Origin of the sequence: Mesorhizobium sp. B2-3-10 (assembly GCF_006442275.1) — a bacterium.
GTDB classification, from domain to species: Bacteria; Pseudomonadota; Alphaproteobacteria; order Rhizobiales; family Rhizobiaceae; genus Mesorhizobium; species Mesorhizobium australicum.
In genome coordinates, this window is the sequence record NZ_VFVT01000008.1 from 251,223 (window position 1) to 266,657 (window position 15,435).

At 63.6% G+C, this 15,435-nt stretch carries 15 protein-coding genes and 2 pseudogenes; 13 read left to right on the plus strand and 4 right to left on the minus strand.

Annotated elements, in window-relative coordinates:
* Window positions 1-4: 4 nt before the first annotated feature.
* Window positions 5-1,138, minus strand: coding sequence for an FAD-dependent oxidoreductase (locus tag FJ943_RS23625; RefSeq protein ID WP_140725368.1), 1,134 nt, complete (start codon window positions 1,136-1,138; stop codon window positions 5-7).
* A 131-nt stretch (window positions 1,139-1,269) separates the two neighbouring features.
* Here FJ943_RS23625 and FJ943_RS23630 point away from each other — a divergent pair, with 131 nt between their 5' ends.
* The 3 genes and pseudogenes from FJ943_RS23630 to FJ943_RS23640 form a co-directional block, all read left to right on the plus strand.
* Window positions 1,270-1,887: an XRE family transcriptional regulator gene (locus FJ943_RS23630; RefSeq protein ID WP_015317007.1), complete on the plus strand. Its 618-nt coding sequence runs from the start codon at window positions 1,270-1,272 to the stop codon at window positions 1,885-1,887.
* Window positions 1,888-2,009: 122 nt separating this feature from the next.
* Window positions 2,010-2,714: an SDR family oxidoreductase gene (locus tag FJ943_RS23635; protein WP_140618041.1), complete on the plus strand. Its 705-nt coding sequence runs from the start codon at window positions 2,010-2,012 to the stop codon at window positions 2,712-2,714.
* Window positions 2,715-2,898: 184 nt separating this feature from the next.
* Window positions 2,899-3,183 (plus strand): annotated as a pseudogene (locus FJ943_RS23640) (GIY-YIG nuclease family protein); the annotation flags it as partial.
* A 197-nt stretch (window positions 3,184-3,380) separates the two neighbouring features.
* Here the strand turns inward: FJ943_RS23640 and FJ943_RS23645 are convergent.
* The gene (locus tag FJ943_RS23645) at window positions 3,381-4,637 is read right to left on the minus strand and encodes a cytochrome-c peroxidase (RefSeq protein ID WP_246671930.1); all 1,257 of its coding nucleotides are present in this window, start codon (window positions 4,635-4,637) and stop codon (window positions 3,381-3,383) included.
* A 198-nt stretch (window positions 4,638-4,835) separates the two neighbouring features.
* Here FJ943_RS23645 and FJ943_RS23650 point away from each other — a divergent pair, with 198 nt between their 5' ends.
* Window positions 4,836-6,371 carry an acid phosphatase gene (locus FJ943_RS23650; RefSeq protein WP_140725374.1) on the plus strand — a complete coding sequence of 512 codons (1,536 nt, stop codon included), beginning with the start codon at window positions 4,836-4,838 and terminating at the stop codon, window positions 6,369-6,371.
* A 47-nt stretch (window positions 6,372-6,418) separates the two neighbouring features.
* On the opposite strand, the gene FJ943_RS23655 is transcribed toward FJ943_RS23650, so the two are convergent.
* Window positions 6,419-7,015: a DUF922 domain-containing Zn-dependent protease gene (locus tag FJ943_RS23655; protein WP_246671931.1), complete on the minus strand. Its 597-nt coding sequence runs from the start codon at window positions 7,013-7,015 to the stop codon at window positions 6,419-6,421.
* Between the two features lie 106 nt (window positions 7,016-7,121).
* Between FJ943_RS23655 and FJ943_RS23660 the strand changes: the two genes are divergently transcribed.
* From FJ943_RS23660 to FJ943_RS23670, 3 genes are all read left to right on the plus strand, one after another.
* Window positions 7,122-7,616, plus strand: coding sequence for a hypothetical protein (locus FJ943_RS23660; protein WP_246671927.1), 495 nt, complete (start codon window positions 7,122-7,124; stop codon window positions 7,614-7,616).
* A gap of 97 nt (window positions 7,617-7,713) precedes the next feature.
* Complete coding sequence (locus FJ943_RS23665) at window positions 7,714-8,172, plus strand: GNAT family N-acetyltransferase (protein ID WP_140725380.1); 459 nt, start codon at window positions 7,714-7,716, stop codon at window positions 8,170-8,172.
* Window positions 8,173-8,348: 176 nt separating this feature from the next.
* Entirely contained in the window at window positions 8,349-9,518 is a 1,170-nt protein-coding gene (locus tag FJ943_RS23670) for a PLP-dependent aminotransferase family protein (protein WP_174361995.1), read from the plus strand.
* A 92-nt stretch (window positions 9,519-9,610) separates the two neighbouring features.
* Here FJ943_RS23670 and FJ943_RS23675 read toward each other — a convergent pair whose 3' ends face one another.
* A complete protein-coding gene (locus FJ943_RS23675) occupies window positions 9,611-9,982 on the minus strand; it encodes a hypothetical protein (RefSeq protein ID WP_246671928.1) in 372 nt (123 codons plus the stop codon).
* A gap of 38 nt (window positions 9,983-10,020) precedes the next feature.
* Here FJ943_RS23675 and FJ943_RS23680 point away from each other — a divergent pair.
* The 6 genes and pseudogenes from FJ943_RS23680 to FJ943_RS23710 all read left to right on the plus strand — a co-directional run bounded on the left by FJ943_RS23680 (window position 10,021) and on the right by FJ943_RS23710 (window position 15,416).
* Window positions 10,021-10,448 (plus strand): annotated as a pseudogene (locus FJ943_RS23680) (VOC family protein).
* Window positions 10,449-10,674: 226 nt separating this feature from the next.
* Window positions 10,675-11,634, plus strand: coding sequence for an AraC family transcriptional regulator (locus FJ943_RS23685; RefSeq protein ID WP_041163409.1), 960 nt, complete (start codon window positions 10,675-10,677; stop codon window positions 11,632-11,634).
* A gap of 349 nt (window positions 11,635-11,983) precedes the next feature.
* Window positions 11,984-12,631, plus strand: a complete 648-nt coding sequence (locus FJ943_RS23690; RefSeq protein WP_224583711.1) for an outer membrane protein — start codon at window positions 11,984-11,986, stop codon at window positions 12,629-12,631.
* Window positions 12,632-12,859: 228 nt separating this feature from the next.
* Window positions 12,860-13,576 (plus strand): outer membrane protein, encoded by a 717-nt coding sequence (locus tag FJ943_RS23695; protein ID WP_140716235.1) that lies wholly within the window; start codon window positions 12,860-12,862, stop codon window positions 13,574-13,576.
* A gap of 47 nt (window positions 13,577-13,623) precedes the next feature.
* Window positions 13,624-14,448: an outer membrane beta-barrel protein gene (locus tag FJ943_RS23700; protein ID WP_140725390.1), complete on the plus strand. Its 825-nt coding sequence runs from the start codon at window positions 13,624-13,626 to the stop codon at window positions 14,446-14,448.
* Between the two features lie 509 nt (window positions 14,449-14,957).
* Entirely contained in the window at window positions 14,958-15,416 is a 459-nt protein-coding gene (locus tag FJ943_RS23710) for a hypothetical protein (RefSeq protein WP_224642243.1), read from the plus strand.
* The last annotated feature ends 19 nt before the right edge of the window (window positions 15,417-15,435 follow it).

The window sequence follows — 15,435 nt, forward strand, 5'->3', positions numbered from 1 at the left end:
AACTTCATGGCGTCGTCGCCGGGGTAAGGAAGCGATCGGGCGCCAGCGCCCCAGCGGTGACGCCGAGTGCGGTGACGTCGTTGGGCAGGGGCTCGCCGCGCATCAGCGCCGCGCTCAGCCTGGCCAGCGTCAGCGACACCTGAAAACCGTAGCCACCTTGGCCGCCGAGCCAGAAGAAGCCGGGCAGGCGCGGGTCGAAGCCGGCGACCGGCGTGCGGTCGGGAGCGAAGGTACGCAGGCCCGCCCACGGCGTCGACGGGCGGCCGATGCGCATAGACGTCGCCTGTTCGATGCGGTCGACGGCGATGGCGACGTCGATATCCTCGGGATACGCATCACAAGGCTCGGAATCCGTCTCGTCGGCGAGCGAACCGATCAATCTGCCGGCATCGGGCTTGAAGTAGAACTGCTCGTGCAGGTCGACCACCAGCGGCCAGCCGGCGATGTCCAACCCGGCGGGCGGATCGAACAGGAAGGCGGTGCGCCGTTTCGGCTGGAAGCCGAGGCCCGGGAGTCCCACCATGCCGGCGACGACATCGACCCAGGCGCCGGCGGCGTTGACGACGATGTCAGCCGAGTAGACGCCGGCGCTTGTTTCAACCCTAAAAGCGCTGCCGTCGCGTGAAATGGCGCGGACCTCCTCGCCGGTGCGGATGGTGCCGCCGCCGGCTTTGAGCTTGGACGCGCAGGTCGCAAGCATCTTGTCCGTGTCGACATCCACCGCGTCCGGCTCATAGACGCCGCCGCATGTGGCTTGCTGGGCAATGACCGGAACCAGCGCGTGGAGCTCGGCCGCCGAGAGGCGGCGCACTGACGGCACCAGCGCCTGCAAATCACGAGCCAGCTTGTCGATGGCGGCATCGTCACCGGTCCATCCGACATGCAGCGCGCCACGCCGGTGGGCGACGAAACCGCCCTCGACGATTGCCTGCCGGCTGGCCAGCGTCAGCCCGCGCACGAGGCGGTTGCCATAGGTCTCGGTGAACAGAGCGGCGGAGCGTCCGCTGGCGTGGTAGCCAAGATGCGGCTCGCGCTCGATGACGGTGACTTCGGCCCAGCCCGCCACCTCGGCGGCAAGTGAGAGGCCGGCAATGCCGCCGCCGATGACGACAATCTCTTGGAAGGACTTTGACTGCATTCATCAGTCGTAAAAATAATTTCGTATCCAGTCAATATTTAGCGTATAAGAAAATTTCGGTGTTGTTGATGGCTGCGGGGAGTTCGACTACCTAGGGTGGAGCGGCGCGATCCCGCGCCTTGGAGCTGGCAATGTCGGAGCAACCCAATCTCGGTGATTGTCTGCGGGCTTTGAGAAAAACCCATGGCTGGACCTTGCAGGAGGTCAGCGCGCTGACCGGCGTCGCGGTGTCGACGCTGTCCAAGGTCGAGAACGACCAGATGTCGCTGACCTACGACAAGCTGCTGCAGATCTGCGAGGGGCTCGGCATCCATGTGACGGAACTGCTCAGCGGCGACCGCAAGCAGCCGGCAGCGCGCACCCGCCGCTCGGTCACCTCGCAGTCCAACACGCTGCGCCAGCTGACCCGAAATTATGACTACCGGTATCTCGCCACCGACCTGGTGCGCAAGCGCATGGTGCCGATTCACGCCTATGCGCGCGCCCGCACGCCGCAAGAATTCGGCCCGCTGACCAGGCATGCCGGCGAGGAATTCCTGATCGTGCTCAAGGGCGAGATCGAACTGCATACCGACCAGTACGCGCCGGTGCGGCTGAAAGCGGGCGAGAGCGTCTACATCGATTCCACCATGGGCCACGCCTATCTGTCGGTGGGCGAGGGCGACGCCGAGATGCTGTGCGTCTGCTCCGGCGACGAGCCCGACATGGAAGGCACGCTGCTGAGCGAGCTGGAGACGGTTGAAGGATAGGGCGCAGCTCACCGCGCAAGTTTTCTGCAGCTCGATTCAGGCTTTCTCGTTCGAACTGCGCGGCGAAACCGGCTATAGGACCGCTGAAACCGTAGCTCCCGCCAATCTGAAAAGGAAATCCGATGAGTGTAGAAAAGACAGCCGTCATCGTGGCCGGCGGCAGCGGCATGGGGGCGGCGGCGGCCAAGCGGCTGGCGGCGGATGGTTTCAAGGTCGCCATCCTGTCTTCGTCCGGCAAGGGCGAGGCGCTGGCCAAGGAGCTTGGCGGGCTCGGCGTCACCGGCTCCAACCAGTCGAATGACGATCTGCAGCGGCTCGCCGACCTGACCCTGGAGCGCTATGGCCGCATCGACGTGCTTGTCAACAGCGGCGGCCATGGACCGCGCGCGCCGATCCTGGAGATCACGGACGAGCAGTGGCACACCGGCATGGACGTCTACCTGATGAACGTCATCCGGCCGGTGCGCATCGTGGCGCCGCAGATGGTCAAGCAGAAGGGCGGGGCCATCATCAACATCTCGACGGCCTGGGTGGCGGAACCGAACGCGATGTTCCCGACCTCGGCCGTGTTCCGCGCCGGCCTTGCCGCCTACGCCAAGATTTTCGCCAACACCTACGCGGCCGACAATGTGCGCATGAACAATGTGCTGCCCGGCTGGATCGACAGCCTGCCCGCCACCGAAGAGCGCCGCGACAACGTGCCGATGCAGCGCTATGGCACATCAGAGGAGATCGCCGCGACGATCGCGTTTTTGGCGTCGGACGGGGCAGGGTATATTACCGGGCAGAATATCCGCGTGGATGGGGGTGTGATCCGGGCGCTGTGAGAGGCGGCTGGCGGCGATCTCATACCTCTCAGATTAGCCGAAGCCCTCCCTCCCTTCGTCATCCTAGGCGTAGCAAGGAGCGAAGCGACGCCGCGCAGACCCTAGGATCCATGCCGCGACGTGGGCCGAAAAAAGACGGCGAACGAGGATAGTCCCCGGACGGGTTGGCGGTTACCGTCAACGCATGACCGGCTATGTTTACATGACCGCGAGCCAGAAGGGCGGCACCATCTACATCGGTGTCACCAACGATCTCGGTCGCCGCATGCCGGAGCACAAATCCGGCGAAGGTTCGCGCTTCACCAGGCGCTACGGTGTGCAGCGGTTGGTCTGGTACGAGGAACATTTCGACATTCGTGACGCCATTCAACGCGAGAAATCGCTGAAGCGCTGGTCGCGACAATGGAAGATCGAACTGATCGAGAAGACCAATCCGGAATGGTTCGAGCTGTTTCGCGGAACAGGTTGGTCGCGGTTTGATGGCGTTTCGTCGGAGGTTGGAGCCAGGTTCGGCACCGTTTTGTCCGTCGCAAGCGTCGCGGCATGGATCCTAGGGTCTGCGCCGCGTCGCTTCGCTCCTTGCTCCGCCCTAGGATGACGAAGCGAGGGAGGGCTTCGGATTAGTCGCCAGGTCAACTAGCGACCCCTATGGCGTGGCTTCCCAGTTCACTGCGACCGCTTCGCCGCCTGATCCGCATCCGTCAGCGTCTGCAGAAACGCCACGATGTCGTCGATCTCGGCATCGTCGAGCGCCGGCTTGTCGCCGGGTTTCTTGCCGTCGAAGGGCGGGTCTTGATTCAGGTTCGGCCAGTAAGCCTTTGGCAAATCGTCATATTTGTCGACCGTGCCGTAAGCGTTTTTCGGGTACCAGCGGCCGGGGTCGGTGTCGCGGCTGGCGTAGAAGGCCACCGCTTCGCGCAGCGTGTGGAAATATCCGTTGTGGAAGAAGCTCTTGCGCAGCGCCACGTTGCGCAGGCTCGGTGTCTTGAACAGGCCGCAATAGTCGGTGCGGCCACGGAAATCGGTGCGCAGGGGACCGCACAGGCCGAGATCGACATAGGTCGGGTCGGCGTTGGCCGGGATGGCCGGATTGCGCGGCACGGCGATGGCGATGAGGCCGAAATCGGTGAATTGCGGCGGCTCACCGTCATTGGCCGGTTCGCTGAGGTGGCAGGAGGCGCAATTGCCTTTCGCCTCGTCCTCGAACAGGGCGCGGCCATGCAGTTCCCGCGCCGACAATGTCGCCTTGCCGGCGAGGAAGGCGTCGTAGCGGCTGGAATAGGGGTAGAAGTCGACCGCGCTCTGCTCGAACGTGCCAAGCGCCTCGGCGGCGGCGTCGAAGGCATCGCCCGGGCGGTCGAAGACATCGTTGCCGAAGGTTGCCTTGAACTCGTCGGCATAGGCTGACTTGCGCAAGGCCGCGGAGACGGCTGCTTCATCCTTGTTTGCCATCTCGAAGGGCGAGAGCAGGGGGATTTTCGCCTGGTCCACACCGTGATCGGCGCGGCCGTCCCAGGTCAGACCGCCGGTCGGGCCATTGTCGACGCTCTCGTCGCCCTCGTCCTCGGAATCGTGGAAATGCTCGGTGAAGGCGGGCGCCGCCTCGAGGTAGCGCAGCGACGGCACCGCGCGCACGCCAGGCAGGTCGAGGTTCGGGCCGCCCATCTCGACGGGAGATGCCGAGGCCGGACCGAAGGCATGGCGCGGATCGTGGCAGGAGGAACAGGCCTGTTTTCCCGAAGCCGAGAGCGCCGGGTCGAAGAACATTTTTCGCCCCAAGGCAGTCAGCGCCTCGGCGCGTGCGAAGGCTTGCGCACGCGACAGCGGACCGGGATCCGGCCCCGCCGTATTCGCGGGTGCGGCAAAGCCAAAGGTCGAGATCGCGGCACTCGCGATCACCAGGCTTTTCCATCGTCTCATCATCATGGGGCACGGTCCGCTTTGGCCCGGAAATAAGAACGCAGTGCAACGGATTGATGACCGCTCCCAGTGCTCACGAAACCGTGTTCGCCGCGGCGGCGGATGTCACAAAGGTGACAAGGCATCCACGTTAGCTGCCCATGGTTCCCGCGCCATAGCCGCATAAGCCCCATAGCCACAGTCAAGCCACGAGGTCTTTCCATGACGAGGCCCAAGTTCCTCACTTCCTTTTGTCTGGCCGGTTCGGCCTTGTTTCCCCTTGCGGCCGCCAATGCCGCCCCTCCCGGCTTCGACAAGATCGACACCGTCGTCGTCATCTATGCGGAGAACCGCAGCTTCGATAATCTTTATGGTGGCTTCCCCGGCGCCAATGGACTGGCCAATGTCTCGGCCGACCAGGCGCGTCAGCTCGACCGCGACGGCAAGCCGCTGACCGAACTGCCGCCGGCCTGGGGCGGGCTGACCGGAAAGGGCGTCACGCCCGTGGTGACGGAGGCGCAGACCGCGCATCTCGCCAACGCCGCCTTCGCCATCGACGATCCCAAGGGCTTCAACGAAGGCACCAATGTCATCACCCACGATTTGTGGCACCGTTTCTACCAGGAGCAGATGCAGATCGACGGCGGCAAGAACGATAAATTCGTCGCCTGGGCCGATTCCGGCGGGCTGGTCATGGGCCATTATGACGGCTCGATCCTGCCGATGTGGCAGATAGCCAAGAAATACGTGCTGGCGGACAATTTCTTCCAGGGCGCCTTTGGCGGTTCCTTCCTCAACCATTTCCAACTCGCCTGCGCCTGTACGCCGGTCTATCCGCATGCCGATACCGGTCCGATCAAGGGCCAGATCGCCGTGGTCGAGGCCGACGGAACGACCTTGAAGGTGGCCGACAATTCGCCGCCGTCGGCGCTGGGCGGCGTGCCGAAATTCGTCAATGACGGCGCCATCACGCCCGATTTCTACGCCGTCAACACCATGCAGCCGCCCTATCAGCCGAGCGCCAACAAGCCTGCCGAGGGCGGCGACAAGGCGCTGGCCGATCCGGCCGCGCCCACCACGCTGCCGCCGCAGCACGACATCACCATCGGCGATCTCCTGTCGCTGAAGGGGGTCGACTGGGCCTGGTACGCCGGCGCCTGGCAGGCTACCCTCGACGGCAAGAACGCCACGCCGGTGCCGAACTTCCAGTTCCACCACCAGCCGTTCAACTATTTCGCCGCCTACGCGCCCGGCACCGCCGCGCGCACCGAGCATCTCAGGGATGGCGGCCTGGATGGCGTCGAGTTCATCAAGGCGATCGACGACGGCAAGCTGCCGCAGGTCGCCTTCTACAAGCCGCAGGGCAATCTCAACGAGCACTCAGGCTATGCCGACGTGACATCGGGCGACCAGCATCTGGCCGACCTCGTCGCGCATCTGGAGAAGAGCCCGCAATGGAGCCACATGCTGGTCGTCATCACCTATGACGAGAATGGCGGGTTCTGGGATCACGTCGCGCCGCCCAAGGCCGACCGCTGGGGCCCGGGCAACCGCATCCCGGCCTTCATCGTCTCGCCCTATGCCAGGATGGGCACGGTCGACCACACGCAATACGATACGACGTCGATCCTGCGCTTCATCACCGCGCGCTACGATCTGCCGGTGCTGACGGGCATCGTCGCCCGCGACAAGGCGCTGGCCGCCAATGGCGAGCCGCCGATGGGGGATTTGTCAGCCGCGCTTGATCTCAGCCGCTAGGGCGGAGCGAACCGCGAATATGCCACCGCGCCGCGAGGCGCGGTGGCTCAGCCGCCATTGACCAGGGCAAGAATGAGCTTTTGCAGATTGCCGCCCTGGCCGAGTTCGATGCGGTCGAAATCGCGGCTTGCCTGCCGCTGCGCCTGCGAAAGGGCGGACAGGCGTTTGGTCATCTCGACCCGGATCTTGCTGCATTTGGGATCGTCGGGAACGGTGAGGCCGACCGTCGCCGCCTCGATCTTGCGCGCCATGTCGACAATGGTCGCGCCATGCACCTTTTCGTGGGCGCTGACGCCTGCGAGGAAAACCTCCCAGTTCTTCTGGATGGCGGACGGCAGCGGCGAGGAGGGGCTGGGCAAGGTGTAGGTGATGATGAGCTTTGGCTTGGCCGAGACCAGCACGCAGGCTCCGGCACGCGGCTGATAATCCCTGGTCCAGGTCAGCTTAAAATTGGTGTGAGCAATGGCGCGGATAATGCCGACATTCGGCCCGTTCTCGCCGATCGACCGGTAGAGCTCGAGCCCGGACTGGCCTGAAATGGCGTAGGTCTCGACCTTCTCGACAGGCTTCCACTCGGCATGCGCCGCAAGCGGGAAGGCCACCAGGGCGGCGGTCGGAAGATACAGGCGAACACAGGCTCTCAACACTGCTCTCTCCGAGGCGCGCGGCCCTGCCATTCAGGCAACGCTATTCAACGGCTTTTCCTATATGCTGCCGGCGGGCGCTGCAAATGGCCCGGAGGGGGACGTCATGAGAAGAAATCTCGTTGCCGCCGGTGCCTTGGCGGCGGCGCTTGGCGCGCAATCGGCCTTCGCTGCATCCTGCGGCGGCTGGAGCGCCAAGATGGAGGAAGACGAGGGCGGCAGCGGGCTGACCGCTTCGGTCTGCGGCGGGCCGAAGGGCGACGCCTATCTGATGCTCAATTGCTACGACAAACCGGTGCTGAGCTACGATGTGGGCGCCAGCGGCCAACAACTGGAGCCGGGCATCAGCGGCGCTTTCGACTTCAAGGCCGACGGCAAGACGGTGACGAAAACCCTGCAGCTGGAGGCGATGTACAATTATTTCGTGGTCGATCTGGAGAAGGGGGACCCGCTGCTCGACCTGTTGCGGTCCAAGGGGGACGTGTCGGTCAGCGCTGCCAAATATGGTTCGATCAGTTTTGCGCTGAAGGGTTCCAGTGGGGCAATCGGCAAGGTGCTGGCGCAGTGCGGCAAGGCGAAGCCCGCGGGCGACGGGGATTGAACCTCGAGAGGTTGCGCCGCCCCTCATTGTCCTGCCGCCCATTGATCCATTCCATCAGCGGCTTGCCGCCAGCGCCGGGCGGCCGTATCTCACGTCCATGACCGACATCCAATTCCGCAAGGCGCAAGCCTCCGACCTGCCAGCCATCGTCGCCATGCTCGCCGACGATCCGCTGGGTGCCGCCCGCGAAGACGCCTCGTTGCCGTTGGCGCAGGGTTATATCGATGCCTTCGACGCCATCGATACCGATCCCAATCAGCTGCTTGCCGTGGCCGTGGATGGCGCGGAGGTAATCGGCACCCTGCAGATCAGCTTCCTTGCCGGTATTTCGCGCAAGGGCGGCTGGCGCGGGCAGATCGAGGCGGTTCGCGTTGTCAGCGACAGGCGCTCCGACGGCGTCGGCAAGAAGATGTTCGAATGGGCGATCGACGAGTGCCGGGCGCGGGGCTGCGGCCTTGTGCAGCTCACCACCGACAAGGGACGAGCGGATGCGCACCGCTTCTATGAAGGGCTCGGCTTCAGTGCCAGCCATATTGGTTACAAGAAGAGCCTTTAGCGGAAACCCTCGCCGGTTCGGGCCTGGCGGTGACTGGCGTATAGCGGAAGCCCTTCAGGCACTATTCAAATCGCCTGGCAAAGCGGATATAGGTCAGTCAGGTTGACCTATTGTAAAAACGTCCGGGGAGGCGTGTCGTGACCCTTTTGAAGCTTCTGGCCTCGCGCTCATCGCGCATGAAGGCCTCCGAAATCCGCGAGCTGTTGAAGCTGCTCGACCAGCCCGACATCATCTCCTTCGCCGGCGGCATTCCCGATCCGTCGCTGTTTCCGGCGGACGCCATCCGCGATGCCTATGCCGACGTGCTCGGCGGCCCGGAAGCGGGGGCAGCACTGCAATACCAGGTTTCGGAAGGCTATCTGCCGCTGCGGCGCTGGCTCGCCGGGCAAATGGGCAAGCTCGGCGTGGCCTGCGACGAGGCCAACATCTTCATCACTTCCGGCTCGCAGCAGGCGCTGGATTACCTCGGCAAGCTGTTCCTGTCGCCAGGCGATACCGCGCTGGTGACATGGCCGACCTATCTCGGCGCGCTGCAGGCCTTCAACGCCTACGAGCCGCGCTACGACCGGCTGCGGCCCGAGGGCGGCAACATGACGCCCGATGCCTACCACACTGCCGCCGCCGCTCATGGCGGCAAGGTGAAATTCGCCTATCTGGTGCCCGATTTCGCCAACCCGACCGGCAACACGCTGGACCGAAAGCAGCGCGAGGCAGTGCTCGACCTTGCCGGCGAGCTCGACATCGCCGTCATCGAGGATGCCGCCTACCGGGCGCTGCGCTATGACGGCGAGGGTGTGCCGCCGATCCTGGCGCTCGACTGCATCAGGTCCGGCGGCATCGACAAGGCGCGCACGCTCTATTGCGGCTCGTTCTCGAAAATTCTGTCGCCGGGCATGCGTGTCGGCTGGGTTTGCGCTCCGCGCCGCGTGGTGGAAAGGCTGGTGCTGATGAAGCAGGCTTCGGACCTGCACAGCCCGTCCGTCAACCAGATGGTGATGCACCGCGTCGCCGAAGCCGTGTTCGACGGCCAGGTGGAAAAACTCATCGGCGCCTACCGCGAGCGCCGCGACGGCCTGCTTGGCGGGCTTGACGCCAACATGCCGGAGGGGGTGACCTGGAGCCGTCCGGAAGGCGGCATGTTCGTCTGGGTGACGCTGCCGGAGGGCACCGACGCCACGGACCTCCTGGCACGGTCGGTGAAGGAGGCGCGGGTCGCCTTCGTGCCGGGCAACGCCTTTTACGCCGACGGCACCGGGCGCAACACGCTGCGGCTGTCGTTCACGCTGGCCACCCGCAGCGCGGTGAGCGAGGGTATTCCCCGGCTGGCGGCGCTGCTCAAGGGGTAGAGCAAATTCCAGGAAAAGTGTGAAACGGTTTACCGGGACAAGCGCGCAGCACCTTCCCCAGGAATTGCGCAATAGCAAAGAGCGGCAGGCGCCTAAGCCGGCACGTTCACCAGCTGCTTGAGCTTCGCAAGCCTGGCGCGGGCGAGCTTGCGGATCGGCTTTTGGAAACCCTCTTCGCCGGCTTCGACGACGAAGACCAATGTCTTTAAGTCCAGCATGAACTCGTCGATGGCCCGCGTCGTCTGTTCGGACCTGTCCTTGAAGCGGAGCAGCAATGCGTTCGCTTCCTCAATGGCATCGGCATTGGCGCCGTCGACCAGCGCTTCAAGCTTCTGTAAACAATCCAACCGACATTCTCCCGCCGCCCCACCAAACTTGCCATCGGCCCAAAAGTTCCATTCGGCCTCGAAAAATTGTCGCTGGTTGTCAGCAGAGGCACGCGCCCCGCGTTGACGCCCTGCCAACCGCGCCTAAATTCGAGGCCTTGCGAGGAGGCGCTTTCATGGACACCCAGGAATTGCATCGCGGCCGGCTTATCGACCACCTCCAGCTCGTGGTCCGGGATCTCCCCGCCAGCCGGCGTTTCTACGAGGCGGTTTTCCAAGTCCTTGGTGTCCCGATCGGCGGCACCGGCGAGGATTATTTCTGGGCCGACGAATTGTTCATTTCCAGCGCCGACAGCCGGGCCGCGCTGGGAAAGCTGACCGGACGTCATCATCTGGCCTTCCAGGCCAGGATCACGCCATGGTCGATGCCTTCTACAAGGCCGGGCTCGAAGCCGGCGGCACGGACAATGGCGCGCCGGGCGAGCGGTCCTATCATCCCGGCTATTATGCCGCCTTCCTGCTCGACCCGGACGGCAACAACATCGAGGCCGTCCACCACGGCCCGGCCAACCGCAGCGCCGCGTCGGTGAAGATCACGTTCTAGGAGCAATGGATCGACCGCGTCGAGGCGAGGTGATTCCGATGCCGCATTTCCGGGGTATTTCGGAGACTCGGACGCCACACCGGCCAATCCGATCGGATTCTTGACCTGGGCGGCACTGAAATTGTCCTGCGGAGCATGGATGGCGCCGTCTCTGGACAAGAGGCAAATCGGTCCCATACGGTGCGGCTTCAGGGAAGACGCGTGCGCGGGAAAGGCCGGTTGCTCGTTGAAAAAGAACGTCTTCTCTTCGCTCGATCTGCCGTCGCATCTCGACGACCGCGCGCGCTTCGCGCTCTGGCAGGACATTCATGTCGCCGAGATCTGGTCGGTCGAATATGCCATCTCCGGCAATGTGCCGTTCCAGGCGGATATCGAAGCCACCGCCATCGGGCCGCTGGTGCTCGGGCGGATGGCCGGGACGATCAAGCATGCGAGCCGCAAGACGCGCAACATCGCCGACGACGGCCGCGACGGCTATCTGCTGCTGGTCAACGATGGCGACACCAGGCTGAGCGGTGTGCAGACCGGCCGCGACTACAGCATCGGCAGGGGCGAAGGCGCGCTGGTCTCGGCTTCGGAAGCGCTGGAAATGACCGGCGGCGACCGCAATGTCTGGACCAATGTCGTGGTGCCCCGCGAAATCATGGAAAATGCCTTCGCCCATGTCGAGGACCGCCTGGCGCTGACCATCGGCGTCGACAATGAAGCGCTCGACATGCTCAAGCGCTATTGCGGCTTCCTGGAAGCGGGGCCGGCATTGCTCTTGCCCGATCTTGTCGCCCATGCCACCGAAACGATCGTCGACCTGATCGGATTGGCGACGGGCGCCAAGGGCGAGATCGCCGAGCTGGCGGGCGTGCGAGGCCTGCGCGCGGCAAGGCTGCAAGCCATCCTGCAGACGATGCGGGACAATTTCGCCGATCCCGGCATCTCGGCCCAGCATATCGCCCAGCGTTTGCGGCTTTCCGCGCGCTACGTCCATGATCTCCTGCAGGAAACGGGCTCGAGTTTCGCCGAGCATATTCTCGAACTGCGCCTGCAGAGGGCCCACCGCATGCTGCGTGACCGGCGCAACGACCGCATGCGGGTCAGCGAGATCGCGCTGTTGAGCGGCTTTTCCGACGTCTCCTACTTCAATCGCTGTTTCCGCCGCCGCTTCGGCTCGACGCCGAACGCCGCCCGTTAGAGCGAATCATCGTCTCACAGAATCGATGGCCGCTCTAACTCCTTGTTTTCGCAATTCCGGGCGGAAGCGCGGCACCAAAGACAAGGACTCGAAGCGAGTCGGATCAGTTGTCTTCGAACCGATCGACTGATGCCGAACGGCCACACTGATCGCCCCGAGTGCCGCGGCGCTCTCCACGACAATTCCAATGCGGCTCAGCCCAAGACGCCGCCCGCGAACAATGCAAAACCTCGACGATACCCGGGTCGCCGCGGAGTATTTTCCACGGCCGGGGGAAGCAACATCATTGGGGTAGCAAACAGTGAAAACGATTCTTCTCGCCACCATCCTCGCGCTTGCGCCGGTCGGCATGGCGTCCGCGGCGGACGTCAACGAAACCTTGCCGGTTGCTGCCGGCTATGACTGGTCCGGCCTCTATGCCGGCGTTCACTTCGGTTACGTAGCCGGGAAATCCAATCTCTTCATCGGCGGCGCCGGCATTGGGGGCACCGACGTCAATGCTGCCTTCGATCCGGACGGTTTTATTGGTGGCATCCATATCGGCGTCAATCAGGAATTGGCGAACCGTTTCGTGCTCGGCGCCGAGGCTGACCTTGCCTACAGCAATGTCGATGCGGTGGGGACCTTCGCCGGTGCCGGCGCGTTGTTGTCGAGCGAACTCAAGTGGTCGGGTTCGGCCCGGCTGCGGGCCGGCTATGCGTTCGATCGGACGTTGCCTTATATCAGTGCCGGCGTGGCAGCGGCCAAGTATGAAATGAGTGTGGTCAGCAGTGGTCCCCTCGGTACAGTAACAATCCACGACGAAACCCATCTTGGCTGGACGGTTGGGGCCGGCGTCGAGCACGCTTTCACCGACAAATGGATCGCCCGCGTCGAATATCGCTATTCCGACTTTGGCAAAGAGGATCTCTCGGTGCCGATTTTTGGTCTTGGCACGGTTTCGAACATCGATCTCAAGACGCACGATTTACGCGTCGGCCTCAGCTATAAGTTCTGACACGCCGGTTCGAACAAAACCCTGGCGTCCGCGCCGGGGTTTTGCCTGCGCCGCGGCTGATGCTGAACGGCCACACCGGCCGGGCGGGGTGCGGCGGCGCGCTCCAAGACAATTCCGATGCTGTCCAGCCCAAGACGCCGCCGGCGATCAATGCAACACCGTAGCTTCGACTGACCGCCACTGACCATGTCGGTCGTGGTGCAGCATCCCGGGGACAGCAGACAAGCAATGAAAACGATTCTTCTCGCCACTGCCTTTCTTTTCGTTCCCGCCGGCATGGCGTTGGCCGCCGACCCCACCGAGACCTTGCCGGTCGCGGCCAGCTACAACTGGTCCGGCGGCTATCTCGGAGCACAGGCCGGATATGCCCGGAGCGACGCCAGGGTCGGACAGACTTTCGCGCCGGGCAGCTTCGACAATTACGGCTGGGGTTACAGCCCGTCCGGCGGTTTCGGCGGTGTGTTTGCCGGCTACAACAAGCAGTTCGACAGCGGATTGGTTGTTGGCGTCGAGGGAGACTACAGCTTTGCAAGCGTGAACGACACGACGCTCTACCGGGCGCTCGGCGTCGACGACCCCGCCTTTGGTGGCGAGCTCGAGCTTGAGGCGGTAGGCACCGTGCGCCTCAGAGCCGGTTATGCGATCGATCGCTGGCTTCCTTTCGTCACCGGCGGCCTGGCGGTGGCAAGCTACAAACACACGACCACCAACATTCCGGGCGGTCCCTATGCCGACGTCCGAGATACCGTCGCGGGTTATACGCTGGGTGCCGGCGGCGAATACGCCGTCACCGACAATTGGGTGGTTCGGGGCGAATACAGGTTCGCCGATTTCGGCCGCCACACCTCCGTGCGCCACGCCTTCTCCAATGGCGCTCCCCTCAATCGGGATGCCATCGAACTGACGACACAGGATCTGCGGATCGGCGTGGCGTACAAATTCTGATCTCCACGGCCGGACGCTGGTCCGGAAATTCGCATTCGAGGGCTCTAATGCATCGCTTTTCAATCTTCGCCGCGTCATCGCTGGTCGCCGCGACCTCCGCTTACGCCGCCGATACGCAGCAGCCGCTGGCAGCGGAGACGGTGGTGACGCCGCATGTTTCGGGCTACGGCGAGCTCTATCTCGGCGGGCTTCGCTTCGTCGGCGACGACTACACGACCCGGGCCGGCGGCGGCGCCGTGCGCGTCAACATTCCGTTTGCCGAGCGCTGGAATTTGCAGGGCGACCTGACCTACGACCGCATCTGGGGCCATTACGATCCCCTGGATGACACGCGCGGTGCGGTCCATGGCTTCTACCGCGATTCCGACCGTTTCGCCGCCGGCATTTTCGCCGCCTACACATCTGTCGGCGAAAGCGGCGTGACCGTAAACAACTATGCGGTCGGCCCGGAAGCACAACTCTATTTCGGCAATCTGACCCTCTATGGCCAGGCCAGTGTCGGCCAGCTCACCATCAGCGACTTTCATGGCGACCAATGGGGTATACGCGCGGTGGCGCGCTACTTCGTCCGGAAGAATCTTCGCCTCGATGCGGAGCTCGACTTCAACCGAACCGACTACAACGGCACCAACGAAGACGTGGTCGGTGCCGCCGTGCAGGCCATGTACCGGTTCGACGAAACGCCATGGGCGGTGTTCGGACGCTATGAATTCGAGCGGAGGAAGTTCGAAACGTCCACGCAGGACACCAGAGCCAACAAGGTCGTCATCGGCCTGCGCGCCAGCTTCGGCAGCGATACGCTGTTCGACGAGGACCGCAACGGCGCGACCATGGACACCTATCGGGCCGCTTCGGTGATCAATACGAAGTGAGCCGGCGGCACGACTGGAAAGGCGCGACCTGGCTTTTGCCTTCGACCTGCATGCCGAGCGGGTTATCGGACTGGTCGCACGGCCGATGCCGCCTTCGCGGCGCGTCCTGGAAAAACACGTTTTTCGCTTCGAAGGCGAGGTGACGCCGCACGGTGCGCCGACCGACCTCTTCGCTCTCGAAAGAAGGCGGGAAACAACCGGCACATCCGGTCAATGACAGGGCTGCCAGCCGCAAGCGGGCTTTCTCGCGCCGGCACCTTCGCAAGCGGCACGAGACGGTGGAGACTGGCGCCGATCAGCCTTGTTGAGCCGTGCCTTGCGTTGCCAGATTGGTGGCCGCGGTGCTAACCGGGAAATGGCTGACGGGAATCGACCTCAAAGCAATGCGCGAGGTCTTTCCCAATAACATCCCGAACAGACCATCTCTTGCCCACCGTGGAGAAACAATTTTTATGCAAAAACCAGCCAGGGCGATCCGTGTCGCCGCGCCGTTGCTTACGATTTTGGGCATGGCCACACCATTCATATTAACAATTTCTCATATATCTTCGGCGCAGGCTCAGGAGGAATATCTTCCGACCCAGAAGGACTTTGTCGGCAAATGGCAACTCAGCGGCGCGACCATCCGGCCGCCGCGCGACATGAAGGATGCGGCAACGCCGGAACAGGAAGCGGCCGCCAATGAGTTCCAGCAGACGGTGACCGCGTTTTACGGCGCGTTCGATTATCTGGAGATCACGGCGGACGGCCGCTACAATTTCCATCAGCCCGGTGACCCGGCATCAGGTTCCTGCATCTGGTGCGGAACCTGGTTCTTCAACAAGAGTTCGCTATGGCTGGAGCTGGACACGGCACCCCGGCTTGATATCTACGCCAAGGGCGGCGACATCCAGATGACCTATACCGCCGAACCCGACGAAAAATCGAAATACGCCTGGCTGGTTTTTGGCTGGACGAAGGTCGAGTAGACGCCGCGCGCCTCGACAG